22 protein-coding genes and 1 pseudogene are annotated in these 26994 nt (G+C 56.2%); 4 read left to right on the top strand and 19 right to left on the bottom strand.

What is annotated here, in order from left to right:
* Nucleotides 1-9: 9 nt before the first annotated feature.
* From carB to IM291_RS21930, 9 genes and pseudogenes are all read right to left on the bottom strand, one after another.
* Nucleotides 10-3234, bottom strand: coding sequence for a carbamoyl-phosphate synthase large subunit (carB, locus tag IM291_RS10390; RefSeq protein WP_041911263.1), 3225 nt, complete (start codon nucleotides 3232-3234; stop codon nucleotides 10-12).
* 18 nt (nucleotides 3235-3252) lie between these two features.
* Entirely contained in the window at nucleotides 3253-4401 is a 1149-nt protein-coding gene (gene carA / locus IM291_RS10385; protein ID WP_041911264.1) for a glutamine-hydrolyzing carbamoyl-phosphate synthase small subunit, read from the bottom strand.
* A 454-nt stretch (nucleotides 4402-4855) separates the two neighbouring features.
* Nucleotides 4856-5677 carry a 4-hydroxy-tetrahydrodipicolinate reductase gene (dapB, locus tag IM291_RS10380; protein ID WP_192986818.1) on the bottom strand — a complete coding sequence of 274 codons (822 nt, stop codon included), beginning with the start codon at nucleotides 5675-5677 and terminating at the stop codon, nucleotides 4856-4858.
* A 205-nt stretch (nucleotides 5678-5882) separates the two neighbouring features.
* Complete coding sequence (gene ispH / locus IM291_RS10375; RefSeq protein WP_028015471.1) at nucleotides 5883-6833, bottom strand: 4-hydroxy-3-methylbut-2-enyl diphosphate reductase; 951 nt, start codon at nucleotides 6831-6833, stop codon at nucleotides 5883-5885.
* Between the two features lies 1 nt (nucleotide 6834).
* The gene (fkpB, locus tag IM291_RS10370; RefSeq protein ID WP_003856450.1) at nucleotides 6835-7284 is read right to left on the bottom strand and encodes an FKBP-type peptidyl-prolyl cis-trans isomerase; all 450 of its coding nucleotides are present in this window, start codon (nucleotides 7282-7284) and stop codon (nucleotides 6835-6837) included.
* Nucleotides 7285-7341: 57 nt separating this feature from the next.
* Entirely contained in the window at nucleotides 7342-7842 is a 501-nt protein-coding gene (gene lspA / locus IM291_RS10365; RefSeq protein WP_028015470.1) for a signal peptidase II, read from the bottom strand.
* Complete coding sequence (gene ileS, locus IM291_RS10360; protein WP_048999026.1) at nucleotides 7842-10658, bottom strand: isoleucine--tRNA ligase; 2817 nt, start codon at nucleotides 10656-10658, stop codon at nucleotides 7842-7844. Before ileS ends, lspA begins: the two co-directional genes overlap by 1 nt.
* A 45-nt stretch (nucleotides 10659-10703) precedes the next feature.
* On the bottom strand, nucleotides 10704-11630 hold the full coding sequence (gene ribF / locus IM291_RS10355; protein ID WP_028015468.1) for a bifunctional riboflavin kinase/FAD synthetase: 927 nt from the start codon (nucleotides 11628-11630) through the stop codon (nucleotides 10704-10706).
* A gap of 7 nt (nucleotides 11631-11637) precedes the next feature.
* A pseudogene (locus IM291_RS21930) lies at nucleotides 11638-11856 on the bottom strand (DUF2575 domain-containing protein).
* Nucleotides 11857-11957: 101 nt separating this feature from the next.
* On the opposite strand from IM291_RS21930, the gene rpsT reads away from it, so the two are divergent.
* Nucleotides 11958-12221, top strand: a complete 264-nt coding sequence (gene rpsT / locus IM291_RS10350; protein WP_003856458.1) for a 30S ribosomal protein S20 — start codon at nucleotides 11958-11960, stop codon at nucleotides 12219-12221.
* Nucleotides 12222-12278: 57 nt separating this feature from the next.
* On the opposite strand, the gene nhaR is transcribed toward rpsT, so the two are convergent.
* The 4 genes from nhaR to dnaK form a co-directional block, all read right to left on the bottom strand.
* Nucleotides 12279-13178 carry a transcriptional activator NhaR gene (gene nhaR, locus IM291_RS10345; protein ID WP_028015467.1) on the bottom strand — a complete coding sequence of 300 codons (900 nt, stop codon included), beginning with the start codon at nucleotides 13176-13178 and terminating at the stop codon, nucleotides 12279-12281.
* Between the two features lie 58 nt (nucleotides 13179-13236).
* Nucleotides 13237-14412 carry a Na+/H+ antiporter NhaA gene (nhaA, locus tag IM291_RS10340; RefSeq protein WP_192986816.1) on the bottom strand — a complete coding sequence of 392 codons (1176 nt, stop codon included), beginning with the start codon at nucleotides 14410-14412 and terminating at the stop codon, nucleotides 13237-13239.
* A gap of 169 nt (nucleotides 14413-14581) precedes the next feature.
* Nucleotides 14582-15727 (bottom strand): molecular chaperone DnaJ, encoded by a 1146-nt coding sequence (gene dnaJ, locus IM291_RS10335; RefSeq protein ID WP_008502040.1) that lies wholly within the window; start codon nucleotides 15725-15727, stop codon nucleotides 14582-14584.
* Between the two features lie 87 nt (nucleotides 15728-15814).
* A complete protein-coding gene (dnaK, locus tag IM291_RS10330; RefSeq protein ID WP_028015465.1) occupies nucleotides 15815-17728 on the bottom strand; it encodes a molecular chaperone DnaK in 1914 nt (637 codons plus the stop codon).
* A 298-nt stretch (nucleotides 17729-18026) separates the two neighbouring features.
* Between dnaK and satP the strand changes: the two genes are divergently transcribed.
* Entirely contained in the window at nucleotides 18027-18593 is a 567-nt protein-coding gene (satP, locus tag IM291_RS10325) for an acetate uptake transporter (RefSeq protein WP_041911269.1), read from the top strand.
* Here the strand turns inward: satP and IM291_RS10320 are convergent.
* The 3 genes from IM291_RS10320 to tal form a co-directional block, all read right to left on the bottom strand.
* The gene (locus IM291_RS10320) at nucleotides 18570-19892 is read right to left on the bottom strand and encodes an MFS transporter (protein ID WP_192986814.1); all 1323 of its coding nucleotides are present in this window, start codon (nucleotides 19890-19892) and stop codon (nucleotides 18570-18572) included. The two genes, satP and IM291_RS10320, sit on opposite strands and share 24 nt — an antisense overlap.
* Nucleotides 19893-20014: 122 nt before the next feature.
* Entirely contained in the window at nucleotides 20015-20602 is a 588-nt protein-coding gene (gene mog / locus IM291_RS10315; RefSeq protein ID WP_028015462.1) for a molybdopterin adenylyltransferase, read from the bottom strand.
* A gap of 110 nt (nucleotides 20603-20712) precedes the next feature.
* Nucleotides 20713-21666: a transaldolase gene (tal, locus tag IM291_RS10310; RefSeq protein WP_003856481.1), complete on the bottom strand. Its 954-nt coding sequence runs from the start codon at nucleotides 21664-21666 to the stop codon at nucleotides 20713-20715.
* A 262-nt stretch (nucleotides 21667-21928) separates the two neighbouring features.
* Here tal and IM291_RS10305 point away from each other — a divergent pair, with 262 nt between their 5' ends.
* Together IM291_RS10305 and yaaA are read left to right on the top strand one after the other, a co-directional pair.
* Complete coding sequence (locus IM291_RS10305; RefSeq protein ID WP_192986812.1) at nucleotides 21929-23359, top strand: sodium:alanine symporter family protein; 1431 nt, start codon at nucleotides 21929-21931, stop codon at nucleotides 23357-23359.
* A 66-nt stretch (nucleotides 23360-23425) separates the two neighbouring features.
* Nucleotides 23426-24199, top strand: a complete 774-nt coding sequence (yaaA, locus tag IM291_RS10300; RefSeq protein ID WP_028015460.1) for a peroxide stress protein YaaA — start codon at nucleotides 23426-23428, stop codon at nucleotides 24197-24199.
* A 32-nt stretch (nucleotides 24200-24231) separates the two neighbouring features.
* Here the strand turns inward: yaaA and IM291_RS10295 are convergent, their stop codons facing one another.
* The 3 genes from IM291_RS10295 to thrB form a co-directional block, all read right to left on the bottom strand.
* Complete coding sequence (locus IM291_RS10295; RefSeq protein WP_028015459.1) at nucleotides 24232-24525, bottom strand: DUF2502 domain-containing protein; 294 nt, start codon at nucleotides 24523-24525, stop codon at nucleotides 24232-24234.
* 248 nt (nucleotides 24526-24773) lie between these two features.
* Nucleotides 24774-26060 carry a threonine synthase gene (thrC, locus tag IM291_RS10290; protein WP_045259424.1) on the bottom strand — a complete coding sequence of 429 codons (1287 nt, stop codon included), beginning with the start codon at nucleotides 26058-26060 and terminating at the stop codon, nucleotides 24774-24776.
* A gap of 3 nt (nucleotides 26061-26063) precedes the next feature.
* Nucleotides 26064-26993: a homoserine kinase gene (gene thrB / locus IM291_RS10285; RefSeq protein ID WP_041911275.1), complete on the bottom strand. Its 930-nt coding sequence runs from the start codon at nucleotides 26991-26993 to the stop codon at nucleotides 26064-26066.
* Between the last annotated feature and the right edge of the window lies 1 nt (nucleotide 26994).

Here is a 26994-nt window from a genome sequence, read left to right as displayed (position 1 = left end):
CAATGGGGGTTACTTGCTAATCTGCGCGTGCATTTCCTGCACCGAAATCACCTTCTCGGTAGCATCCGCATTCAGCGCCATCGCTGTTGCGAAACCGCCGTTCAGGGTGGTGTCGTAGTGCACTTTGTATTGCAGCGCGCTGCGGCGAATCAGCTTGGAGTCTTCAATCGCCTGGCGTCCTGCGGTGGTGTTGATGATGTAGGTATATTCGCCATTCTTGATACGATCCTGAATGTGCGGACGACCTTCATGCACCTTGTTCACCAGACGCGGGTTAATACCGGCTTCACCCAGCACAATCGCCGTACCGTGGGTTGCGTCCAGCTCAAAGCCCTGTTTCAGCAGCTTGGCGGCCAGGTCAACCACGCGCTCTTTATCGCCTTCGCGAACGGAGAGCAGCGCACGGCCCGATTTTCTCATGGTAGAGCTGCTGCCCAGCTGCGCCTTGGCAAACGCTTCTGCGAAGGTGCGGCCCACGCCCATTACTTCCCCGGTCGAGCGCATCTCTGGCCCTAACAGCGGGTCAACGCCCGGGAATTTGTTGAACGGCAGCACCACCTCTTTCACCGAGTAATACGGCGGGATGATCTCTTTGGTTACGCCCTGCTGAGCCAGCGTCTGGCCAGCCATCACGCGCGCCGCCACTTTCGCCAGCGGAATACCGGTCGCTTTAGAGACGAACGGTACGGTACGCGCCGCACGCGGGTTGACTTCAATCAGATAAACTTCGTTGTCTTTCACCGCGAACTGAACGTTCATCAGGCCACGAACCTGCAGCTCAAAGGCCAGCTTCTGCACCTGCTGGCGCATCACGTCCTGAATTTCCTGGCTCAGCGTGTAGGCCGGCAGAGAACAGGCGGAGTCACCGGAGTGCACGCCCGCCTGCTCGATATGCTCCATGATGCCGCCAATCAGCACCATTTCGCCGTCGCAGATGGCGTCAACGTCCACCTCAACCGCGTCGTCGAGGAAGCGGTCAAGCAGTACTGGCGCATCGTTGGAAACGCTCACCGCCGTCTGGAAGTAGCGACGCAGGTCGGCTTCGTCGTAGACGATTTCCATCGCGCGGCCGCCCAGCACGTAGGAAGGACGCACCACCAGCGGGTAACCAATCTCCTTCGCCTTCTCAACGGCCATTTCAATGGCCGTCACGGTGGCGTTCGCCGGCTGCTTCAGCTTCAGACGGTCAACCGCCTGCTGGAAACGCTCACGGTCTTCCGCGCGGTCAATCGCGTCCGGGCTGGTACCGATAACCGGTACGCCAGCCGCTTCCAGCGCGCGCGCCAGCTTCAGCGGGGTCTGACCGCCGTACTGCACGATAACGCCTTTTGGCTTCTCGATGCGCACGATTTCCAGCACGTCTTCCAGGGTAACCGGCTCGAAGTAGAGACGGTCAGAGGTGTCGTAGTCGGTAGAAACGGTTTCCGGGTTACAGTTGACCATGATGGTCTCGTAACCGTCTTCGCGCAGCGCCAGCGAGGCGTGTACGCAGCAGTAATCAAACTCGATGCCCTGGCCGATACGGTTTGGACCGCCGCCCAACACCATGATCTTGTCGCGGTCGACGGACGGGTTCGCTTCGCACTCGTCTTCATAGGTGGAGTACATGTACGCGGTATCGGTCGAGAACTCGGCCGCGCAGGTGTCCACGCGCTTGTAAACCGGGTGCAGGTCATACTGGTCGCGCAGCTTGCGGATTTCCGCTTCGCGCACGCCCGCCAGCTTAGCCAGACGCGCATCGGCGAAGCCTTTACGCTTCAGCATGCGCAGGAAGTCTGCGTCCAGGCCGTTGATGCCCAGCTCCGCCACTTTCTCTTCCAGACGCACCAGCTCTTCAATCTGCACCAGGAACCAGCGGTCGATGTTGGTAAGGTTAAATACGCCGTCGACGGACAGGCCCGCGCGGAAGGCATCGGCGATGTACCAGATACGTTCTGCGCCCGCGTCTTTCAGCTCGCGGCGGATTTTGGTCAGCGCTTCCGGGTCGTCCAGGCTCACTTTCGGGTCAAAGCCGGTGGCGCCCACTTCCAGACCGCGCAGCGCTTTTTGCAGGGATTCCTGCTGCGTGCGGCCAATCGCCATCACTTCACCCACAGATTTCATCTGGGTCGTCAGACGGTCGTTCGCGCCCGCGAATTTCTCGAAGTTAAAGCGAGGAATTTTAGTCACAACGTAGTCGATGGACGGCTCGAAGGACGCAGGCGTGCGGCCACCGGTGATGTCGTTCATCAGCTCGTCGAGGGTGTAACCCACTGCCAGCTTCGCCGCCACTTTCGCAATCGGGAAGCCGGTGGCTTTGGAGGCCAGCGCGGAGGAGCGGGAGACGCGCGGGTTCATTTCGATAACAATCAGACGACCGGTTTTCGGGTTCACCGAGAACTGCACGTTAGAACCGCCGGTTTCCACGCCGATTTCACGCAGTACCGCCATCGAGGCGTTACGCATGATTTGATACTCTTTGTCGGTCAGCGTCTGGGCTGGCGCAACGGTGATGGAGTCGCCGGTGTGGATACCCATCGCATCGAAGTTTTCGATGGAGCAGACGATGATGCAGTTGTCGTTTTTATCACGCACCACTTCCATCTCGTACTCTTTCCAGCCAATCAGCGATTCATCAATCAGCAGCTCTTTGGTTGGGGATAGATCCAGACCGCGCTCGCAAATCTCTTCGAACTCTTCGCGGTTGTAGGCGATACCGCCACCGGTGCCGCCCATGGTGAACGATGGACGGATGATGCACGGATAGCCCACTTCAGCCGCAACGGCCAGCGCCTCTTCCATGTTATGCGCAATACCGGAGCGCGCGGTGTCGAGGCCGATTTTCTTCATCGCCACGTCAAAGCGGCGACGGTCTTCTGCTTTATCAATCGCGTCGGCGGTCGCACCAATCATGGTGACGCCAAATTCAGCCAGCACGCCCTGACGCTCCAGCTCCAGCGCGCAGTTCAGCGCCGTCTGGCCGCCCATGGTTGGCAGCACCGCGTCCGGACGCTCTTTCTCGATGATTTTACGTACCACTTCCCAGTGAATCGGCTCGATGTAGGTTGCATCCGCCATTTCCGGGTCGGTCATTATGGTCGCCGGGTTAGAGTTAACCAGGATAACGCGGTAACCCTCTTCGCGCAGCGCTTTACACGCCTGCGCGCCGGAGTAGTCGAATTCGCAGGCCTGGCCGATGACGATCGGGCCAGCGCCAAGGATCAGGATGCTTTTTATGTCTGTACGTTTTGGCATGGTCTTCTCGGCTCCTGATTATTTAGCGGTCTTACGGTATTGCTCGATAAGTTCGATGAAGTGATCGAACAGCGGCGCGGCGTCGTGCGGGCCCGGGCTGGCTTCCGGGTGGCCCTGGAAGCTGAACGCTGGCTTATCGGTACGGTGGATACCCTGCAGGGTGCCATCGAACAGTGATTTGTGCGTCACGCGCAGGTTAGCTGGCATAGAGGCTTCATCGACGGCGAAACCGTGGTTCTGCGCGGTAATCATCACCGTATTGTTATCAATGTCTTTCACGGGGTGGTTACCACCGTGGTGGCCGAACTTCATCTTGACGGTGTTCGCACCGCTCGCCAGCGCCAGCAGCTGATGGCCGAGGCAGATGCCGAATACCGGGATGTCGGTTTCCAGGAAGGACTTGATGGCGTCGATAGCGTAATCGCACGGTGCCGGGTCGCCTGGGCCGTTAGAGAGGAAGATGCCGTCCGGGTTCATCTTAAGCACCTCTTCAGCGGAGGTTTTCGCCGGTACCACCGTCAGGCGGCAGCCGCGGTCAACCAGCATGCGCAGGATGTTGCGCTTGGCACCAAAATCATAGGCCACCACGTGGAACGGCAGTTCGTTCTCTTTTTTCGCTTCCGGCAGGTCGCCTTCCAGCGTCCAGCTCCCCTGCGTCCAGCTGTAGGCTTCGGCGGTAGTCACTTCTTTCGCCAGGTCCATACCGTTCAGGCCCGGGAAGGCTTTCGCTTTTTCCAGCGCCAGCGTCGCATCGAGGTTATCACCCGCGATGATGCAGCCGTTCTGTGCACCCTTCTCGCGCAGCAGACGCGTTAACTTACGGGTATCGATATCGGCAATCGCCACGATGTTATGGCGCTTCAGGTAAGAAGAGAGGTCTTCAGTGTTGCGGAAGTTGCTGGCAATCAGCGGCAGGTCGCGAATGACCAGGCCTTGCGCATGTACCTGAGAGGATTCTTCGTCAGCCGCATTGGTGCCGACATTGCCGATATGAGGATAAGTAAGAGTAACGATTTGGCGAGAATAGGAAGGATCAGTGAGGATTTCTTGATAACCGGTCATTGAAGTATTGAAAACGACTTCCCCAACCGCCGAACCCGTTGCCCCTATGGCCCGACCGATAAACTGGGTTCCGTCTTCCAGAACCAATAGCGCTGACTTAATCAAAACACCCTCCAGAGAATATTCACTCACTTTATTTGCATATTAATTCATGACTATGTCATAGATCAATGCAAATGTGTTGCCAGCGGATTTTTGGCAAACGGCGGCATTCTGGAGATTTGGTGGGTAAAAGTCAACTTAAAACGGATATTTTGTTTATTCTTTTGCAGGACTGGCGGCTTGAATGGGATTTAATGGGCAAAAAGATCAGGTAAATCATCCTGGAAAACGCTTGCGCGGTAGGTTTTATGGAATTTAAGAGATGCGAGCGACAAAAAGTGGACCAAATGGTCAAAATTTACATTCAATTCACATAATAATGGCATGAAACTCAGATTTATGACCATTAACAACCAAAATCCATCTAAAACAAATAAAATAAGAGGGCAATAAATTATTGCCCTATGCAATCAATACATTACGACTGCAATAACCACATCACGATGGGTAATAAAGCTTACAAATTGTTGAGATCCAGCACATCTCGCATATCAAAAAGACCCTTTTCTTTCGAATTAAGCCACAACGCGGAGCGTACTGCGCCATTGGCGAACGTCATGCGGCTTGACGCTTTGTGCGTAATCTCAACACGTTCACCAAAATCGGCGAACATCGCCGTGTGTTCGCCGACGATATCGCCTGCCCGGACGGTTGCGAAACCAATGGTGCCCGGCACGCGTTCTCCGGTATACCCTTCACGGGAATAGACTGCGATGTCTTTTAAATCTTTATCCATTGCATAAGCAATTGCTTCGCCCATCGCCAGCGCCGTGCCTGATGGAGCATCAACTTTATGGCGGTGGTGCGCTTCAATAATCTCAATGTCGGTGTAGTCGCCCATCACCTTCGCCGCTTTTTCCAGCAGCTTCAGCATGACGTTAACGCCTACGCTAAAGTTCGCGGCAAAGACAATCGCAATGTCGGTGGCTGCATCCTGAATGGCCTGTTTACCCGCATCATCGAAGCCGGTAGTGCCAATCACCATCCCTTTACCGTGCTGGCGGCAAAACGCCAGGTGAGTCAGGGTGCCTTCGGGACGGGTAAAGTCGATGAACACATCAAAGTCATCTTTCACCGCATCAAGGCTGCTCTGAACGGTAACACCTGTCTTGCCCGCGCCGGCCAGTTCACCCGCATCGGATCCCAGCAGGGATGAACCTTCACGCTCCAGCGCCGCGCCGAGTGCCACGCCATCCATTTGTATTGCCGCCTGAATCAGCTGGCGACCCATACGTCCACCCGCGCCCGCAATGGCGACACGGATCTGTGCATCATGCATAGTTATTCTCTTACGTTAAAATGATGTAAACCGTTTTCAGATTAACCAGCCTTCGTAAAGGCTGCCAACTGAAAACACCAATAATTAGAATTTAACGTGAAACCGACTCAGATATCAGTAAAAGACATGATTTTGTCGTCACGATAAAGTCCGGAGCAAAAAAAAGGCCAGCACAGGAGGTGCTGGCCTTTCATCAGAAAAGAAATTATTCCACTTCGCGGGCGTCGATACGCAGCTCTTTCGGCACTTCGAAGACGATATTCTCTTCGCGTCCTTCCAGCGGAACCGCTTCGCCCCCGCCCAGCTCCTGCAGACGAGCAATCACGTTCTGCACCAGGATATCCGGCGCGGAAGCGCCTGCGGTAACGCCAACGCAGGCCGCATTTTTCACCCACGCTTCCTGGATGTCCGTCGCGTCGTCGATTAAAAACGCCGCTTTCCCCATACGCTGCGCCAGTTCGGCCAGACGGTTGGAGTTAGAGGAGTTTTTAGAGCCGACAACCAGCACCACGTCCGCCTGTTCAGCCAGCGCGCGCACCGCTTCCTGACGGTTAGTGGTGGCGTAGCAGATATCATCCTTACGCGGCCCGACGATTTTCGGGAAGCGCTGGCGCAGGGCGTCAATCACGTCTGAGGTGTCGTCTACGGAGAGCGTGGTCTGGGTCATAAACGACAGACGCGCTTCGTTTTTCACGTTCAGCGTCAGGACATCTTCCGGCGACTCCACCAGGTACATTCCCCCTTCCGGGTTGCTGTACTGGCCCATGGTGCCTTCAACTTCCGGGTGACCGGCGTGGCCAATCAGAATCGACTCTTCACCGCGACGGCTGGCGCGCGCCACTTCCATATGCACTTTTGTCACTAATGGACAGGTGGCATCGAATACGGTCAGATCGCGGCTTTTCGCTTCGTTACGCACCGCCTGAGAGACGCCGTGCGCAGAGAAGATCAGGATCGCACCGTCCGGCACTTCGCTGATCTGCTCGATGAAAATAGCACCGCGCTCGCGCAGGCTGTCGACCACGTAGCGGTTATGCACCACTTCGTGACGCACGTAAATCGGCGCGCCGTAAATCTCCAGCGCGTTTTCAACAATGCTGATAGCGCGGTCTACACCGGCGCAGAAGCCGCGCGGGTTAGCCAACAGGATCTGCATTTCAGGCCTCCAGTGCCGGATCGATCTCCAGCACTTCAACATCAAAATGAACGGTACGCCCGGCAAGCGGATGGTTGAAGTCAACGGTGATAGAGTCGCCGTTAATCTCGCGGATCACGCCAGGCATTTCGCTGCCGTCCATAGCGGTAAAGAGCATAATCGCCCCGATTTCCGGTTCGCCCGCGTCCATAAACTCGCGGCGCGAGAAATACTGAATCAGGTCCGGGCTTGGCACGCCAAACGCGGCATCCGGCTCCAGCGAGAACGCTTTTTTCTCACCCTCTTTCAGGCCCAGGAGCTGCTGCTCAAGACCTTCAGACAGGGAGGTATCGCCGAGACGAAACAGGGCAGGTTTGCCGTTATTGCGGGTGGATTCAGCCGTGGAGCCGTCATCCAGCTTCAGCGTGAAGTGAACGAGAACCGCGCTGTTGCTCTGTACGGATTTAGACATACACATTGCTCTTTAATGTTGTGCCGGGTGGCGCAGCGCATCACCCGGCATTGACAATTACGCCTGCTCTTTCGCTGCGGGTTTAGGCAAGAAGCCTTCCAGCACGATTAACGCCGCACCGATGCAGATGGCGGTGTCGGCCAGGTTAAAGGTCGCGAAGTGCCAGTCGCCGACGTAGAAGTCGATCATATCGACCACAAAGCCGTGCCACAGGCGGTCAAACAGGTTGCCCAGCGCGCCGCCAATGATCAGCGCGTAGGCGATGTTATTCAGCTTTTGCGTGGCTTTCGAGCGGTACATCAGCACAGCCAGTACCACGCAGATACCGAGAGCGATACCCGCGAAGAACCAGCGCTGCCAGCCACCGCTGTCGGCAAGGAAGCTAAACGCCGCGCCGTAGTTGCGCGCATAGTGCAGGTTAAGCGACGGGAACAGCGAAACCGTCTCCCCCAGAGCGAAATTCTGGAGGATCAGGAACTTGCTGCCCAGATCGATAATCAGCACCACCACCACCAGCCACAGCCAGCGCAGTCCTGTTGAACAGAGAGTTTTACTCATCAGGCAAACTTACGTTTTTCGCCGTCACCGGCGACGTTGCTTACACAGCGTCCGCAGATGTCTGCGTGTTCCGCCACCTGGCCGATATCGGTAGTGTAATGCCAGCAGCGCGGGCACTTCTCACCTTCGGCTTTGCTCAGTGCGACTTTCAGGCCTTTGAGCAACTCGCTCTGCTGAGCATCAGCAGAAGCCTCGGCATAATCCGCAACTTTTGCACCGGAGGTCAACAGGACAAATCGTAATTCATCGCCCAGCGCGGTCAGCTTCGCCGCCAGCTCCGGTTCGGCGTACAGGGTCACTGCCGCTTCCAGAGAGCCACCGACTTTCTTATCCGCACGCGCCTGCTCGATAACCTTGTTCACTTCGCCACGCACTTTCAGCAGCTCGTCCCAGAAGGCATCGTTCATTGCTTCGGTGCTGGAGAGATCGAACAGACCTTCATACCACTCGCCGGTGAAGACATACTTCTCACGGTCGCCCGGCAGATAACCCCAGATTTCATCCGCGGTGAAGGACATGATCGGCGCCATCCAGCGCACCAGCGCTTCTGCGATGTGGAACAGCGCGGACTGGCAGCTACGGCGCGCCACGCTGTCCGCTTTCGCGGTGTACTGGCGATCTTTGATAATGTCGAGGTAGAACGAGCCCATCTCGATGGAGCAGAAGCGCATCAGGCGCTGCACCACTTCGTGGAAGTCGTAAGACTCATATGCCTTAACGATGTCTTCCTGCGCCGCTTTCGCGCAGCCTACCGCCCAGCGGTCCAGCACGACCATCTCTTCCGGTTTCACCATATCTTTCACTGGATCGAACCCGTTCAGGTTCGCCAGCAGGAAGCGCGCGGTGTTACGGATACGACGATAGCTGTCGGCAGCACGCTTCAGGATCTCGTCAGACACCGCCATTTCGCCAGTGTAGTCGGTTGAGGCTACCCACAGACGCAGGATGTCCGCGCCCAGCTTGTTCATCACGTCCTGCGGCGAAACGGTGTTGCCGATAGATTTAGACATCTTACGGCCCTGACCATCCACGGTGAAGCCGTGGGTCAGTACCTGACGGTAAGGCGCTTTACCTTTCATCGCGGTGGAGATCATCAGAGATGACATGAACCAGCCGCGGTGTTGGTCGGAACCTTCCAGATACATGTCGGCAGCGTGACCGGCAAACTCCGGGCGCACGTCAACTACGGAGGCGTGAGTAGATCCGGAGTCGAACCACACGTCCAGGGTGTCTGGCACTTTCTCATAGTTGTCCGCGTCCGCGCCCAGGATGTCGCGGGCGTCGAGATCCCACCACGCCTGAATGCCGTCAACTTCGACGCGCTTCGCCACTTCTTCCATCAGTTCTAGGGTGTTCGGGTGCAGCTCATGCGTCTCTTTATGCACGAACAGCGACATCGGCACGCCCCAGGTACGCTGACGGGAGATACACCAGTCAGGACGGTTAGCCACCATGGATTCGATACGCGCCTGGCCCCAGTCCGGGATCCACTGCACGCCTTTGATCTCTTTCAGAGACTGCTCGCGCAGGCCTTTCTGATCCATGCTGACGAACCACTGCGGGGTCGCACGGAAGATGATCGGCGTCTTGTGGCGCCAGCAGCACGGATAGCTGTGCTGCATTTTCTCAACGTGCAGCAGCGCGCCGCTGGTGCGCAGCATGTCAACGATGATGTCGTTGGCTTTGAAGACGTTGATACCATCCAGCGCCGGGTAGGTGCCAGGCAGGTAAGAACCGTCCGGGCCAACCGGGTTAGCGATTTCCAGGCCGTATTTCAGGCTGATGTTGTAGTCGTCAGGACCGTGGCCACCGGCGGTATGTACCGCACCGGTACCCGCGTCCAGCGTGACGTGGTCGCCCAGGATCGCCGGAACGTCGAAGTCCAGGAACGGGTGTTTGAAGCGCATCAGCTCCAGCGCGTCGCCTTTTACGGTGCCCAGAACTGTGTAGTCGGTGATATTCGCGCGTTTCAGCACGCTTTCAACCAGATCTTTCGCCAGGATAACCGCGCGGCCATCAATCTGCACCAGCGCATATTCGAACTCGCCGGAGAGAGAGATTGCACGGTTGGCTGGCAGCGTCCACGGGGTAGTGGTCCAGATCACCAGAGAGATTGGGCCGCTAACGCCAGGCAGACCGAATTTACCTTTAATGGCATCCTGATCGACCGCTTCGAAGGCCACGTCGATAGAAGGTGAAGTTTTGTCGTAATACTCCACTTCCGCTTCTGCCAGCGCAGAACGGCAGTCCACGCACCAGTGCACAGGCTTTGCGCCTTTATGCAGGTGGCCGTTACCGATGATTTTGCCCAGCGCACGGATGATGTTGGCTTCAGTTTTGAAGTCCATGGTCAGGTACGGGTGCGACCAGTCGCCCAGCACGCCCAGACGGATAAAGTCAGCGCGCTGGCCTTCAACCTGGGTGGCCGCGTATTCGCGGCACTTCGCGCGGAACTCTGCAGCGGTGAACTTCTCACCTGGCTTGCCAAACTCTTGCTCCACTTTCAGCTCGATCGGCAGACCGTGGCAGTCCCAGCCCGGCACGTAAGGCGAGTCAAATCCCGCGAGTCCTTTGGACTTCACGATAATATCTTTCAGAATCTTGTTTACAGAGTGACCAATATGAATGCTGCCATTCGCATATGGAGGGCCATCATGCAGAATGAAGGTTTTTTTGCCTTTTTTGGCTGCACGAATGATGCCGTACAGGTCATCATCGGTCCAACGCGCCAGCATTCCCGGTTCACGCTTGGCGAGATCGCCGCGCATCGGGAACCCTGTTTCCGGCAAATTCAGGGTTGATTTATAGTCACTCATCAGATTCTCGGTTCCGTATTTATCACGTAGGCAGTTAAGCCGGTTCTAAAGCCCAAAAAACTCGCGGGCCGTTAATTCATCTCGCGCGATTTGCGCCTTAAGTTCATCCAGCGAAGCAAATCGCTGCTCGTTGCGTATTTTTTTACGCAGTATTACATCTATATGGCGACCATAAAGGTCCATTACAACGTCCAGCAGGTGCACTTCTAGCTGTTGACGCACACCGGCAACGGTAGGACGCGTGCCAATGTTGGCAACGCCGTAAAACGACTTATCGCCCAGTCCTGCCACTTCCACCGCATAGACCCCTTTAACCGGGGAAACCTGACGACGCAGCGGTATATTCGCCGTCGGGAAACCAATCGTGCGGCCCAGCGCATCGCCATGAACCACGCGGCCAGAAATGGTGAACGGATGGCCCAGCAAATTTTCTGCCGTCTCCAGTTCATCATTAGCCAATGCCTGACGCACCGCCGTGCTGCTGACGCGCACGCCGCCTTCACAGAAGGTCATCGCGCTGGTGACGTCAAAACCGTACTCCAGACCAGCCTTCTGTAATAGCAAGAAATCGCCCTGACGACCAGCGCCAAAGCGGAAATCATCCCCCACCGCGAGAAACTGAACGCCAAGACGCTTAACCAGCAGGTCGCTGACGAAATTTTGTGCTGTCAGTGCGGCAAAGCGGCGATCGAAACGCACGCACAATACGTAGTCCACGCCGGACTCCGCCAGGTAGCGCAACTTTTCGCGCAGGCGAGTGAGGCGAGCGGGAGATTTATCGCCCGCGAACAGCTCCAGCGGCTGTGGCTCGAAAATCATCACCACAACGGGCAGGCCACGGGCCTCCCCTTCTTTACGCAATCCCTGCAACAGCGCCTGATGACCACGATGCACGCCGTCGAAATTACCAATGGTCAGCACGCACCCGTGTGGCGCTCTGCTGAGATTATGTATGCCGCGTATCAGCTTCATGTCTGGCTCAAAACAGTGAAAATCGCCAAAGTATACCTTGTACAGCGGTTAAGGTTAACCGGCGATTGTTCGCGCAAAACAGAAAGCCGTAATGATTTCATCAGGCTGACCTTTCACAGCGAAAAAATCTGCCCGTGAACTGCGATTTTTACGCCGAAAGGCTGTATTCACGAAAGACAAGCTGGTAGAATCCTGCGCCATCACTACGTAACGTAGCGTCGCTAATTAACGGCGCTTATTTGCACAAATCCATTGACAAAAGAAGGCAAAGAGGGCATATTCCTCGGCCTTTGAATTGTCCACATAGAACATATTTGGGAGTTGGACTTGGCTAATATCAAATCAGCTAAGAAACGTGCCGTTCAGTCTGAAAAGGCTCGTAAGCACAACGCAAGCCGTCGCTCTATGATGCGTACTTTCATCAAGAAAGTATACGCAGCAATCGAAGCTGGCGACAAAGCTGCAGCGCAGAACGCATTTAACGAAATGCAACCAATCGTGGATCGTCAGGCTGCTAAAGGTCTGATCCACAAAAACAAAGCAGCGCGTCATAAAGCAAACCTGACAGCGCAGATCAACAAACTGGCTTAATCGCTACTTGTTGTTGCTTGTTTAAAGAACCCGCTTAACGCGGGTTTTTTTATGTCTTCAGAATGCCGGTGGCGTAAACAGCGCCGAGTAGTCACGGTTGCAGATTCGCTGCACCGCCGGGTGTTGAATCATCCTTTCGGCGAATATGGCATGGTACTCCTCCATCACGTTATCTACTCTGCCAATCTCCGTAATCTTATCGTCTGAATAGAGATCGTGCGCGTAGAGCGTTGGCGCCACGAAGATCGCATTATGCGCTTCGCCAAAGGCCTTCATCAGCGCCGCATCGTCGAACTCGCCGAGGATCTCCACGTTCAGCCCCTGCGAATTAAACCAGTTCAGCAGCTTGCGTCCGAGCATGGAACGCCTTCCCGGCACCAGCAGGCGACGCTCTTCCAGACAGGCCGGGAAAGGTTTCTCCGGCGGTGGATTGATGCACCAGAAGCTCACGCCACATTCGCCAATTTTCACCGAGAACAGCCCCTCCTGCTGCGTGGAGTCGATGGGGCAATCCGAGATAATCATGTCCAGCTTGTGCTGGCTCAGCTGCTCCAGCAGCATCTCGTGGGTGGATTCAAAGCAGCGCAGATGGATTTGTTCATCCTCTACCACAGCGGCATCCAGCACGCCGCTTACCAGCCGTTTGGACAGTGCATCCGCCACCCCCACATCAAAGAGCAGGTTCGACTCTTTGCGGTAGTTGACGATATCCAGCATCTCCTGGCTGAGGGTGAACATTTTGTCCGCATAGCGGAAAACCAGTTCCCCCAGTTCGCTGGGTTCAATCCCACGGCCCTTGCGCTTGAAGAGCTTACCCTGCAGCCGTTCTTCAAGGGCTTTGATTTGCCCGGTGATGGTTTGCGGCGTCAGGTAAAGCGCCTCTGCCGCCCCCACGACCGAGCCCTGTTTGTAAACGTGCCAGAAGTAGTAAAGATGGTTGTAATTCAAATGAGGCATCGCGTCTTCGCTCCCTGAGTGTGTATCGGGAGAAGAGTGACCTTCTCCCGGTGTTCCGTTATGCCTGGACGGCCTGTCCGGACAACTTCACCTTCAACAAAGTATACCCAATCACTGCCGCCAGTAATGACCCGATGAGAATGCCGAGCTTCGCCCAGACGATGAGCTCTGGCGCGTTTGCACCAAACGCCAGCGTCGAGATAAAGATCGACATGGTAAATCCAATACCGCACAGTACGCCGACGGCCATGATCTGACTAAAGGTTGTACCGTTCGGCAACGATGCCAGCTTCATCTTCAGCGCCAGCCAGCAGAAGAGGCTGATCCCCAGCGGCTTACCGATAAACAGCCCGGCAATAATGCCCAGCGGCAGGACAGACGTCAGCCCGTCCAGCGTGACCCCCTGCAGGGAAACGCCCGCGTTGGCAAACGCAAACAGCGGCAGGATCATAAAGGCGACCCACGGGTGCAGCACGTGTTCCAGCTGTTTAGCGGGTGACTTACCGTCCTGCGGCTTAAGCGGCACGAAGAAGCCCACAATCACGCCGGCCAGCGTGGCGTGCACGCCGGATTTCAGCACTGCCGTCCACAGCACCATCCCCACCAGGATATAGATACCGATGCGGCGAACGTTGAAGATGTTCAGCACCGCCAACACCGCAATCGCCCCTGCGGCTACGCTCAGGGACAGGATCGACAGATCGCTGGTGTAGAACAGCGCGATAATCACAATGGCGCCCAGGTCATCAATGATCGCCAGCGCCATCAGGAAGATTTTCAGCGCAACCGGCACGCGGCTGCCGAGCAGAGCTAAGACACCGAGCGCAAAGGCGATATCCGTTGCGGCCGGGATCGCCCAGCCGTCACGCGCAACAGGATCCTGCCAGGTAAATGCGAGAAAGAGCAGCGCTGGAACGACCATCCCACCGAGCGCGGCAATAACCGGGAACGCCGCACGCTGGCGGCTGGCTAGCGAACCTAGCACCAGCTCGCGCTTAACCTCAAGACCAACGAGCAGGAAGAACACCGCCATTAGCGCATCGTTGATCCACAGCAGCATGTTCTTGTTAATTTCCAGCGCCCCGACCTTCAGCTCGACGGGCGTTTCCAGAAATGCGTGATAGAGATCGCGGGTCATGCCCAGGTTAGCCAGCACCATCGCGGCGGCCGCGGCAATAATCAGGATCACACCACCGGACGCCTCACTGCTAAAGAAACGGTGTAGTAATTTCATTTATGTTCTCTCTTTTACAACGATACCTCGATAAAACCATAATACCAAGCCGAATACCTCGGCAAAAACAGATTAATATTGGGTATAGACTCAGTTTTACCGATCTATAACTGTAAAAAAAAGCCCGGAATCGCTTCCGGGCTTTTTGAAGTTAGACACAGCTAACGAATTAGCGGGTCAAATCATCGAAGAATTTTTTGACGCCATCAAAGAAGCTTTTGGAGCGCGGGCTGTTTTTCTCACCCGTTGGGCCGCCAAAGCTCTCCTGAAGCTCTTTCAACAGCTGTTTCTGCTTGTCGTTCAGGCCAACCGGCGTTTCCACGACGACGCGGCACAGCAGGTCGCCCTGCGCACCACCGCGAACGGATTTCACGCCTTTGCCGCGCATGCGGAACAGCTTGCCGGTCTGGGTTTCACCAGGGATTTTCAGATTGACGCGACCGTCCAGCGTCGGCACTTCGATTTCACCGCCGAGAGCCGCCATCGCGAAGTTGATCGGCACTTCACAGTACAGGTTATTGCCTTCACGCTCGAAGATGGCGTGCTGCTTCACCTGAACCTGAACGTACAGATCGCCTGCCGGCGCGCCGTGCTCGCCTGCTTCGCCCTCACCCGCCAGACGGATGCGGTCGCCCGTATCAACGCCAGCCGGGATCTTAACGGACAGGGTTTTGGTTTTCTCAACGCGACCGTGGCCGTGACACTTGGTGCACGGATCTTTAATCAGCGTACCGCGACCGTGACAGTGCGGACAGGCCTGCTGTACCGCGAAGAAGCCCTGGCGCATCTGTACCTGGCCGGAGCCATGACAGGTTGGACAGGTCTGTGGCTGGGTACCCGCTTTCGCGCCGCTGCCGTGGCAAACGTCACACTCTTCCAGCGTCGGGATACGGATCTCTTTCGTGACGCCACGAACGGCCTCTTCAAGAGTGAGATCCATGTTGTAGCGCAGGTCTGCGCCGCGCGCTGCGCGCTGACGACCACGACCGCCGCCGAAGATATCGCCGAACACGTCACCAAAGATGTCGCTGAAATCCGCACCGCCGCCAAAGCCGCCGCCACCGAATCCACCGCCGCCCATGCCGCCCTGTTCAAAGGCCGCGTGGCCGTACTGGTCATAGGCCGCACGTTTTTGTGCATCGGTCAGGACTTCGTAGGCTTCTTTGATCTCTTTAAATTTTGCTTCAGCCTCTTTGTCACCCTGGTTACGGTCCGGGTGGAATTTCATGGCCAGGCGCTTATACGCCTTTTTGATTTCACGCTCTTCCGCAGTTTTCGGAACGCCTAAAATCTCGTAATAGTCTTGCTTTGCCATTGGTTTTTTTAAGCCCCTTAACATGCGAGCACGGGCGTGGAGAGTTCTCCTACGCCCGTGCCGATTAATTACCCTGCATCAGGGCGATTATTTTTTGTCTTTAACTTCTTCGAACTCAGCGTCGACAACGTCGTCGTCTTTCGCGTTGTTCGCAGAAGCGTCAGCGCCTGCCTGCTGCTGTGCGTGCTGCTGCTGAGCGATTTCCATCAGCTTCTGGGAAGCCTGTGCCAGCTCCTGCATCTTCGCTTCGATATCCGCTTTGTCTTCGCCTTTCAGAGACGTTTCCAGCGCGGTCAGTGCAGCTTCGATAGCAGTTTTGTCTTCCGCTGGCAGTTTATCGCCCGCTTCTTCAACCTGCTTACGGGTGCTGTGCAGCAGATGGTCACCCTGGTTACGGGTCTGAACCAGCTCTTCGAACTTACGGTCGGATTCCGCGTTAGCTTCGGCATCGCGAACCATTTTTTCGATTTCCGCTTCATTCAGGCCAGAAGATGCCTTGATGGTGATCTTCTGCTCTTTACCGCTGTTTTTGTCTTTCGCAGACACGTGCAGGATACCGTCAGCATCGATGTCGAAGGTAACTTCGATTTGCGGCATGCCGCGCGGTGCCGGGTTGATGCCGTCCAGGTTAAACTGACCCAGAGACTTGTTATCAGACGCACGCTTACGCTCACCCTGCAGCACATGGATGGTTACCGCAGACTGGTTGTCTTCAGCGGTAGAGAACACCTGGCTGTGCTTGGTTGGGATGGTGGTGTTTTTGTTGATGAGCGCAGTCATCACGCCACCCATGGTTTCGATACCCAGAGACAGCGGGGTAACGTCCAGCAGCAGTACGTCTTTCACTTCACCGGTCAATACACCACCCTGAACCGCCGCACCGATAGCTACCGCTTCGTCCGGGTTCACGTCTTTACGTGGCTCTTTACCAAAGAATTCAGCCACTTTCTTCTGAACCATTGGCATACGGGTCTGACCACCCACCAGGATAACGTCCTGGATGTCAGATACGGACAGGCCAGCATCCTGCAGTGCAACTTTGAGCGGCTCGATAGAACGGTTCACCAGGTCTTCTACCAGGCTTTCCAGTTTCGCACGGGTCACTTTGATGTTCATGTGTTTAGGACCGGTCGCGTCTGCGGTGATGTACGGCAGGTTCACGTCGGTCTGCTGAGCAGAAGACAGTTCGATCTTCGCTTTCTCAGCGGCTTCTTTCAGGCGCTGCATCGCCAGCGGGTCGTTACGCAGGTCAATGCCCTGATCTTTCTTGAACTCGTCAACGAGGTAGTTGATCAGACGGGTATCGAAGTCTTCACCACCCAGGTGGGTATCACCGTTGGTTGCCAGAACTTCGAAGGTTTTTTCGCCGTCAACTTCGTCGATTTCGATAATAGAGATATCGAAGGTACCACCACCCAGGTCGTAAACCGCGATAGTACGGTTGCCGACTTCTTTATCCAGACCGTAAGCCAGTGCAGCCGCGGTTGGTTCGTTGATGATACGTTTTACTTCCAGACCTGCGATACGGCCAGCATCTTTGGTTGCCTGACGCTGAGCATCGTTGAAGTAAGCAGGAACGGTGATAACAGCTTCAGTTACCGGCTCACCCAGGTAATCTTCAGCGGTTTTCTTCATTTTTTTCAGCACTTCAGCAGAGATCTGCGGTGGTGCCGTTTTGGTGCCTTTCACATCAAGCCACGCATCGCCGTTATCTGCTGCGATGATTTTGTAAGGCATGATAGAAACGTCACGCTGAACTTCTTCGTCCTGGAAGCGGCGGCCAATCAGGCGTTTGATCGCAAACAGGGTGTTTTGCGGGTTTGTCACTGCCTGACGTTTAGCCGGCTGACCAACCAGAGTTTCACCATCCTGGGTATAAGCAATGATAGAAGGCGTGGTGCGATCGCCCTCGGCGTTCTCCAGCACGCGTGCAGTAGTGCCGTCCATAATCGCTACACAAGAGTTGGTAGTACCCAGGTCGATACCAATAATTTTACCCATCTAAACGTCTCCACTAAAAATTCAGTCAACATGTGGTTGTGTACCTGTAATAAGGGCAGAACGTGCTTTTTCAACTGCCCAGATTTGATTTTTTTTCAGGTCCACACACTGCGGTTGACTACAAGATGGGGTCGCGACGGCATCCATCAAGGGGCAAGCATAAAAAAAATTTTAATTTCACCCTGATGAGATCATAGACGGCGTCGATGCCGCCCATTATGATGCCGCGCCCCGTCAGGGAGTATTGACGCGGGTTTAACCATTTCACCATTTTAATGATGATTTTTTTTGAGGACTTATGGGCAACACTAAGTTGGCTAATCCGGCTCCGCTGGGCCTGATGGGGTTTGGCATGACCACCATTCTGCTGAACCTGCACAACATCGGGATGTTCCCGATGGACGGCGTAATCCTGGCGATGGGCATTTTTTACGGCGGTATCGCGCAAATCTTCGCGGGCCTGCTGGAATATAAGAAAGGCAACACCTTCGGCTTAACCGCCTTCACCTCTTACGGCTCGTTCTGGCTGACCCTGGTCGCCATCCTGCTGATGCCTAAAATGGGCCTGGCAGACGCGGCAAACGCCCACTTCCTGGGCGTCTATCTGGGCCTGTGGGGCGTCTTTACCCTGTTCATGTTCTTCGGCACCCTGAAAGGCAACCGCGCGCTGCAGTTCGTCTTCCTGAGCCTGACCGTACTGTTCGCCCTGCTGGCGATTGGCCACCTGGCGGATAACGAAGGCATCGTTCACGTAGCAGGCTGGATTGGCCTGGTGTGCGGCGCAAGCGCTATCTACCTGGCAATGGGTGAAGTGCTGAACGAACAGTTTGACCGCACCATTTTACCTATTGGTGAAAAACACTGATCCCTCTGTCGTGCCCGCCTCGCGGGCACGATATTCCCCCGCCTGCCGAAGCCAAACGCCTAATCCCAGCCCCATCAGCGAGAGCGCGAGTACATACCAGGCAGGCGCCATCGGCGACACCCCCATCATGACCGTGACCACTATCGGCGTCAGCCCGCCGAAAATGGCATACGCGACGTTATAAGAGAACGATATCCCGGTGAAGCGAACCTCCGGCGGGAAGGCGCGCACCATGACGTAAGGCACAGCCCCCACGACGCCCACGCACAGTCCGACCACGCCGTAAAGCAGGAACAGCTGTTCAGGATGACTGCCCGCAAGATGGTAAAACGCCCAGCTCGACGCGGCCAGCAGCAGGCTGCCGACAATAAAGGTCAGGCTGGCACCGAAACGATCCGCCGCCAGCCCGGCGGCCAGACAGCCAAAGCAGAGCATGATTGTCGCAATACTGTTTGCCTGTAAGGTCACGGCAGGGGCGAAACCGTACTGTTTCTGCAGCCACACCGGCGACATCAAAATCACCACCACGATGCCCGCCGACAGCAGCCAGGTGAGCAGCATCGACACCACCACCGCTTTTTTATGACGCACCACAACGGCTTTGACCGGCAACTCCTGCGCCAGCGCTTTACGCTGCTGCATTTCGAGGAAAATCGGCGTCTCCTGCAGCCAGCGGCGCAGGTACATTGCCACCAGGCCAAACGCCCCGCCCAGCAGGAACGGAATACGCCAGCCCCAGTAGTGCACGGCCTGCTGCGTCATGCTGGTGTTGACTATCGTCGCCACCACCGACCCCAACAGGATCCCGACGGTCAGCCCCGCCGTTAACGTTCCGCAGGCGATCCCGATGCGGCGGGCAGGAACGTGCTCCGCCACAAACACCCAGGCCCCCGGCACTTCCCCGCCGATGGCCGCGCCCTGAAGAATGCGCATCAGCAGCAGCAATAGCGGGGCGAGAATGCCCATGGAGGCATAGGTGGGCAGCAGGCCGATCGCCAGCGTCGGCACCGCCATCAGCAGGATGCTCAGGGTAAACATCTTCTTACGCCCGACAAGATCGCCAAAGTGGGCCATGACGATGCCGCCCAGCGGACGTGCCAGATACCCGGCAGCAAAGATGCCGAAGGTTTGCACCTGACGCAGCCATTCTGGAATATCCGCCGGGAAGAAGAGCGCCCCCACCACGGCGGCGAAGAAGACAAAGATGATGAAGTCGTAAAACTCCAGCGCGCCACCTAAGGCGGCGAGCGTAAGCGTTTTGTAGTCCTGTCGATTCAGAGGTCGGGTGTTATGTGACATAGCGAACCATTGTGCATGTGTTGTGGATTATTTTTTACAGCAATCGTAAAGAAAAAATTACTATATCGTAAATCCATTTACACGCTACTGCGGCTGGCGCTAATGTCACATTTTAGTAAATTTCAGGAGATTGTCTCGCGGCGTGCGCTTTTAGGACGAAATGCTGCTACCACTTTGTCGTCAGTTTCCACGTACGGCCCGTCAAGCAACTGTATACAATACGGTACACTTGCAAATATGCCGTGCACGATGACGCGACCGTCCTCGGCTTTTAATCCTTCCAGCGTCTCTTTGATCGACTTTGGCTGCCCCGGCAGGTTCAGTATCAGCGCCTGTTTGCGGATCACCCCCACCTGGCGGGAAAGGATTGCCGTCGGGACAAAGTGTAGACTGATCTGGCGCATCTGTTCGCCGAAGCCCGGCATTTCCCGGTCGGCGATAGCCAGCGTCGCGTCCGGCGTCACGTCGCGACGCGCGGGGCCGGTTCCACCCGTGGTGAGCACAAGGTGACAACTCATCTCATCCACCAGCTCACACAGGGTCTGCTCAATGATCGGCTGTTCGTCAGGGATAAGGCGAGTCTGGATCTCAAACGGGGTGGTCAGCGCGCTTGCCAGCCACTCTTCCAGAGCGGGGATGCCTTTATCCTGGTAAACGCCGCTGGAGGCGCGGTCAGAAATCGACACTAAGCCGATGCGTAAGGTATTCATATTCATTCCATTCAAAAAGTACTGATTAAAGGGAATGATACACGCAGAGGGAAAATTCAGACAGAGGACAGAAGAAGACGCGTGACCGGGAGCCCGGTCACGCAGAATGATTACAGCAGGTCGCCGATCATTTTTTCCAGTTTTTCCTGGTCGATAGCAAACTTACGGATACCGTCCGCCAGTTTGTCTACAGCCATTGGATCCTGGTTGTGCTGCCACAGGAACTCGGATTCGGTGATGCGCTCCGGGCGCGCCTTCACTTCGCCGGTATAAGACAGCTTACGCTCGATAGCACCTTCGCTTTCTGCCAGCTCTTTCAGCAGCGCAGGGGCGATGGTCAGACGGTCACAGCCAGCCAGCTCAATGATTTCGCCCACGTTACGGAAGCTTGCACCCATAACCACGGTCTCATAGCCATGCTGTTTGTAGTATTCGTAGATTTCAGTCACGGAAATCACGCCTGGATCTTCAGACGCTGCGTACTCTTTCTTGTCGGTGTTGGCTTTGTACCAGTCCAGAATACGGCCCACGAACGGAGAAATCAGGTACACGCCTGCTTCCGCACATGCACGCGCCTGCGCGAAGGAGAACAGCAGGGTCAGGTTACAGTTGATGCCTTCTTTTTCCAGCTGCTCGGCAGCGCGAATGCCCTGCCAGGTCGACGCCAGTTTGATCAGGATACGGTCGTTGCTGATGCCCGCGTCGTTGTACAGTTTGATCAGGCGTTTTGCTTTCGCGATTGACGCTTCGGTGTCGTAGGAGAGACGTGCATCCACTTCGGTAGAGATACGGCCCGGAACTAGCTTCAGGATTTCCAGACCGATGTTCACTGCCAGTTTATCGGTAGCATCCACAACCTGCTGCGCACGGTCATTGCTCTGTGCTTTCGCCCAGGTCACAGCCTCGTCAATCAGTTTGCGATACTCAGGGATCTGTGCGGCGTTAAGGATCAGAGAAGGGTTAGTTGTGGCATCCTGCGGCTGGTACAGCTTCATTGCCGCGATATCTCCGGTGTCAGCTACGACAGTGGTGAACTGACGAAGGGAGGTCAATTTATCCGTCATGATAGTGTTTCTCTTTTAACGTGCCCTGGATAATTCACGCTACCGACAGCATGCCTGCAGCGGAAAAATGACAGGTTTACTTGTTAGGGGGATGTAACCGGTCTGCCCTGATGATAACACGACGGAGGGGTAGCGCAACCGCAGACAGTGCGCTTAGGCAGAGTATGATAAACTCAAAATATTAACAGGCTGCTAAGCAACAGCATGCCCAATCAGTGGTAGCGCTTACATATTCACGTTGGCATCAACAAGAGGGACGTTAATGCCTGATTTCCTTTTCTTTATTAACGAAGTCCTCTGGGGTTCGATAATGATCTACCTGCTTCTGGGAGCAGGTATCTGGTTTACGCTACGCAGTGGGTTTATCCAGTTTCGCTATATTCGCAAGTTTGACAGAAGTCTGAAAAACAGCGTCACGCCCCAGCCGGGCGGATTAACGTCGTTTCAGGCGCTGTGTACCAGCCTGGCTGCCCGCCTCGGTAGCGGAAACCTGGCGGGCGTTGCGCTGGCCATCAGCGCCGGTGGGCCAGGCGCGGTGTTCTGGATGTGGGTCACGGCGCTTCTCGGAATGGCTACCTCTTTTGCCGAAAGTTCGCTGGCGCAACTCTATAAAGAGAAAGACAGAAACGGGCAGTTTCGCGGCGGTCCGGCCTGGTATATGGCGCGTGGCTTAGGAATGCGCTGGATGGGCGTTCTGTTCTCGCTTTTTTTACTGCTCGCGTACGGTCTAATTTTTAATACCGTGCAGTCAAACTCCGTCGCCCATGCCCTGCGCTATACCTTCTCCTGCCCGGAGTGGATCACCGGCATCGGTTTAGCCCTCTTTGTTTTGTTCACCATTTCTGCCGGCCTGAAAGGCGTTGCCCGCCTGATGCAGTGGCTGGTTCCCATCATGGCGCTGCTCTGGGTTGCCGCGAGCCTGGTCGTCGCTGCGCTGCATGCCGACCAGGTTCCGGACGTGATTGCGACCATCTTTAAAAGCGCCTTTGGCTGGCGTGAGGTGGCGTCAGGCGCGCTGGGCTACACCCTGAGCCAGGCGCTGATGGCAGGTTTTCAGCGAGGCATGTTCTCCAATGAAGCCGGGATGGGCTCCACTCCCAACGCCGCCGCGGCCGCCTCTTCCTGGCCGCCGCACCCGGCAGCGCAGGGTATCGTGCAGATGATAGGCGTGTTTATTGATACCGTTATTATCTGTTCCGCCAGCGCCATGATCCTCCTGCTGGCCGGTCCTGTGGCGCATGACTCGGATATCGACGGAATACAGCTTCTCCAGCAGGCGCTGGTGAATCTGACCGGCGGCTGGGGTTCGGGATTTGTCTCGCTCATTCTGATACTGTTCGCCTTCAGTTCGATTGTGGTGAATTACCTGTACGCCGAAAATAACCTTATCTTCCTGAAATACGACTCTCGTCCTGCCATCTTCTTGCTTCGCCTGGGCGTAGTACTGATGGTGATCGCGGGCTCCCTTCTGAATATGCCGCTGGTCTGGCAGCTGGCGGATGTCATTATGGCGCTAATGGCAATCACTAACCTGACGGCGATCCTGCTGCTCTCGCCCGTTGTGAACCTTATTGCCAGGGATTATCTTCGCCAGCGCAAGCTGGGCGTTCCCCCGGTATTTGATGCCGCACGCTATCCCGAAATTCAGTCACAGCTTGCCCCCGGCACCTGGGATGATTTGCCCCGGCGATAACAGCTATCGATCAATTCAGGGCGATTTTTTGTTAAAGTCGCTCTAAATTTCCTGCAAGGACTGGATATGCTGATTCTGATTTCACCTGCAAAAACGCTCGACTACCAGAGCCCGCTCGCTACCGAGCGTTATACCCAGCCAGAACTGCTGGACTATTCGCAACAGCTGATCCGCGAAGCGCGCAAGCTCTCTGCGCCGCAAATCGCCTCGCTGATGAGCATCAGCGACAAGCTGGCAGACCTGAACGCGACCCGGTTCCACGAGTGGCACCCGGATTTCACCCCCGCTAACGCGCGCCAGGCGATCCTGGCGTTTAAGGGCGATGTTTACACCGGCCTGCAGGCGGAAGATTTTAGCGAAGCCGACTTTGATTTTGCCCAGCAGCATCTGCGCATGCTGTCGGGCCTGTATGGCGTACTGCGCCCGCTGGATCTGATGCAGCCATATCGTCTGGAGATGGGGATTCGCCTGGAAAACGCCAAAGGCAAAGACCTTTACCATTTCTGGGGCGACATCATCACCGACAAGCTGAACGCGGCGCTGCATGCTCAGGGTGATAACGTGGTGGTCAACCTGGCATCCGATGAGTACTACAAGTCGGTGAAGCCGAAAAAGCTGAACGCGGAGATCGTTAAGCCGGTCTTCCTTGATGAGAAGAACGGCAAGTTCAAGGTCATCAGCTTCTATGCGAAAAAAGCGCGTGGCCTGATGAGCCGCTATATCATTCAGAACCGCCTGACGAAGCCGGAGCAGTTAACGGGATTCAACACCGACGGCTATTTCTTTGACGAGGCGTCGTCAGGGAAAGGTGAGCTGGTATTTAAGCGCCACGAGCAGTAAAACTAAACCCCGCCATCTGGCGGGGTTTTGCGTTAATGGTGCTTCCAGTCCGGGCCCGGACGGTGGTCGTCGTGATGATGGTCGTGTCGGTCATCACGATCGCGATGCTCGTCATGCGGACGCCAGTGGTTATCGCGCCAGTCATAATGCGCCTTCCACCAGTCGTGGTCGCGCCAGCGGCCGCCATCCCAGTAATGCCCGCTATTGTCCCGATCGCCAATCTGCAGTTTTACCGCAGGTACGAGAGTAATTTCAGATGCCTGTACCGCCATGGGGGCGACCAGCACCAGAGAAAGCGCGATGAGTGCAGGTTTTAGTGTAGACACAGGTGACTCCTTATTCTTCTTGCCCAACGTGGGCCGATGTAAGGAGAGTACGCGAGGGGAACGGTGGATGTTATTCTCTGCAATCCTAAACGCTAAGTGACCGCATTTATTGGGAATTTCTGCTTTTTTCCTGCAATTTTTCTCCTTAATTTCTTCATAAAAAAGCCGGGTGGCGCTGCGCTTACCCGGCCTACGGCCGTCTCGTCGTTGTAGGCCCGGTAAGGCGTAGCCGCCACCGGGCAACAAAATCACGCGCGCGTCATCATCAGATTCCGCAGTGCCGCGAAATCCGCCGGCAGCTCATGAGACAGCAGCGGCAGGTCGGCGCGCTCGGCCAGCTCTTTTGGCAGCGGCAGCGTTTCGCCCAGAATATCTTCCACGCTCTCTTTGAACTTCGCCGGATGCGCGGTGCCCAGGAACAGGCCATATTCACCCGGGTTAAGCTGGTCGCGCAGCGCGCGGTACGCAATTGCCGCGTGCGGCTCAGAGGTGTAGCCCACCGCCTTCAGCTCGCGCATGGTGGCTTTGGTGGTTTCGTCCGTCACCGCAGCGTAGCCCAGGTCACCCAGACGCCACACCTTGCGGCGGAACAGCTCTTCCACGCGCGGCCAGTTGTTCGGCTGCGACACGTCCATGGCATTGGAGAGCGTCGCCTGCGTGGCGTTAGGCGCCCATTTGCCGTCTTTCAGGAAGCGCGGCACGGTATCGTTGGCGTTGGTGGCGGCGATAAAGCGTTTCACCGGCAGACCGAGAGATTTCGCCAGCAGCCCCGCCGTCAGGTCGCCGAAGTTGCCGCTTGGCACGGAAACTACCAGCTGATTGCGCGCTTCCTGCGGCAGCTGAGCCACCGCTTCGAAGTAGTAGCAGATCTGCGCCAGCAGGCGGCTGATGTTGATGGAGTTCGCCGAGTTCAGCCCCAGCGCGGCCTTCAGCTCTTCATCATCGAACGCCTGCTTGACCAGCGCCTGGCAGGCATCGAAATCGCCGTCGATCGCCACGGTTTCAATGTTGCCGCCGAGGGTGCAGAACAGTTTTTCCTGCAACGGGCTGATCTTGCCTTTCGGATAGAGGATCACCACGCGGACGTTTTTCAGGCCGTAGAACGCGTGTGCCACCGCCGCACCGGTATCACCGGAGGTGGCGGTCAGGATGGTCACCGGCTTGTCGCCGCTGATGTGGGTCAGCATCTGCGCCATAAAGCGGCCGCCGAAGTCTTTAAACGCCAGGGTCGGGCCGTGGAACAGCTCCAGACAACCGACGTCAGGCTCAACCTGCTTAACCGGAGCCGGGAAAGCAAACGCCGCACGCACGCGCTCTTCCAGCAGCTCCTGCGGGATTTCATCGCCAATAAACGCAGACAGAATTTTGGTGCTGCGGGTGACAAAGTCCAGCTTCAGCAGCTCATCGATTTCGGTCAGCTGAAATTCCGGCAGGTCGTGCGGGAAAAACAGCCCCTGATTTTTGCCCAGCCCCTGAGTCACTGCCTGCGCGAAGCTGACCTGCTCGTTATGATCTTTAAGGTTGTAGAGTTTCATTCGTTATCCCAGTACTCGTGCGCCAGCCGTGTCCAGACGGCAAATATGAACAAAGCCTTCCTGATTTTGCAGGTAGTGTTTAGAGAGCCAGTCCGCCACGCGCTGCGCGGTGTCTGGCTTATCGCAAAGGGCGAACAGCGTCGGGCCGGAGCCGGAGATGCCGCACGCCTGCGCGCCGATATCCATTGAAGCCTGTCGCGCCTCGTTAAAGCCGGGCAGCAGCTTCGTACGGTACGGCTCGGCAATGACGTCTTTCATCAGTTTCGCCGCCAGCTGCGGCTGGCGGGTGTAGCAGGCGTGGATAAAGCCCGCCAGGTGACGCCCGTGGGCGATACAGTCCTGACGACGATACTGCGCCGGCAGGATCGCACGCGCTTCCGCGGTAGAGACCTTGATGCCCGGATACGCCAGCACCCACAGCCACTCGTCAAACCCAGGCACCTGCTGGCTGATGATGCCATTTTCTTCAATCATCAGCTGCATGCCGCCGAGGAAGCACGGCGCCACGTTATCATAGTGAATACTGCCAGAGATGCGCCCTTCCAGCTCGCCCATCAGCGCCAGCAGACGGCTATTGTTCAGCGGCTTGCCGCAGTGCTCGTTCATCGCCACCAGCGCGGCGACAACCGAGCAGGCGCTGGAGCCCAGGCCCGAACCAATCGGCATGCTTTTTTCCAGCGTCATGGCGACCGGCACGTTTTTGCCAATCTCCTGACAGAAGCGCTCCCAGCACTGATAAACGATATTCTCGCGTGGTTCAGGCGGCAGCTTGCTGGCGAAACGGCCGACGTTATTCAGGCTGAAGCTTTCTGCCGCCTCAACCGTTACCGTATCGCCCAGCAGCGAACCGTCCACCGGCGTCACCGCCGCACCCAGCACGTCAAATCCGACGCTCATATTGGCGCTGGAAGCCGGGGCATATACTTTAACCATC

It is taken from the genome of Enterobacter cloacae complex sp. P27C, assembly GCF_014895705.1.
Lineage (GTDB): Bacteria > Pseudomonadota > Gammaproteobacteria > Enterobacterales > Enterobacteriaceae > Enterobacter > Enterobacter bugandensis.
Note: the sequence above shows the minus strand (reverse complement) of the source record. Positions and strands in the feature narration are given on the sequence as shown.

Coding starts and splice junctions, on each gene's coding strand:
- carB (WP_041911263.1), bottom strand. CDS start 3,234: ATGCCAAAACGTACAGACATAAAAAGCATCCTGATCCTTGGCGCTGGC.
- dapB (WP_192986818.1), bottom strand. CDS start 5,677: ATGCATGATGCACAGATCCGTGTCGCCATTGCGGGCGCGGGTGGACGT.
- ispH (WP_028015471.1), bottom strand. CDS start 6,833: ATGCAGATCCTGTTGGCTAACCCGCGCGGCTTCTGCGCCGGTGTAGAC.
- fkpB (WP_003856450.1), bottom strand. CDS start 7,284: ATGTCTAAATCCGTACAGAGCAACAGCGCGGTTCTCGTTCACTTCACG.
- lspA (WP_028015470.1), bottom strand. CDS start 7,842: ATGAGTAAAACTCTCTGTTCAACAGGACTGCGCTGGCTGTGGCTGGTG.
- ileS (WP_048999026.1), bottom strand. CDS start 10,658: ATGAGTGACTATAAATCAACCCTGAATTTGCCGGAAACAGGGTTCCCG.
- ribF (WP_028015468.1), bottom strand. CDS start 11,630: ATGAAGCTGATACGCGGCATACATAATCTCAGCAGAGCGCCACACGGG.
- nhaR (WP_028015467.1), bottom strand. CDS start 13,178: ATGCCTCATTTGAATTACAACCATCTTTACTACTTCTGGCACGTTTAC.
- nhaA (WP_192986816.1), bottom strand. CDS start 14,412: ATGAAATTACTACACCGTTTCTTTAGCAGTGAGGCGTCCGGTGGTGTG.
- dnaJ (WP_008502040.1), bottom strand. CDS start 15,727: ATGGCAAAGCAAGACTATTACGAGATTTTAGGCGTTCCGAAAACTGCG.
- dnaK (WP_028015465.1), bottom strand. CDS start 17,728: ATGGGTAAAATTATTGGTATCGACCTGGGTACTACCAACTCTTGTGTA.
- satP (WP_041911269.1), top strand. CDS start 18,027: ATGGGCAACACTAAGTTGGCTAATCCGGCTCCGCTGGGCCTGATGGGG.
- IM291_RS10320 (WP_192986814.1), bottom strand. CDS start 19,892: ATGTCACATAACACCCGACCTCTGAATCGACAGGACTACAAAACGCTT.
- mog (WP_028015462.1), bottom strand. CDS start 20,602: ATGAATACCTTACGCATCGGCTTAGTGTCGATTTCTGACCGCGCCTCC.
- tal (WP_003856481.1), bottom strand. CDS start 21,666: ATGACGGATAAATTGACCTCCCTTCGTCAGTTCACCACTGTCGTAGCT.
- IM291_RS10305 (WP_192986812.1), top strand. CDS start 21,929: ATGCCTGATTTCCTTTTCTTTATTAACGAAGTCCTCTGGGGTTCGATA.
- yaaA (WP_028015460.1), top strand. CDS start 23,426: ATGCTGATTCTGATTTCACCTGCAAAAACGCTCGACTACCAGAGCCCG.
- thrC (WP_045259424.1), bottom strand. CDS start 26,060: ATGAAACTCTACAACCTTAAAGATCATAACGAGCAGGTCAGCTTCGCG.
- thrB (WP_041911275.1), bottom strand. CDS start 26,993: ATGGTTAAAGTATATGCCCCGGCTTCCAGCGCCAATATGAGCGTCGGA.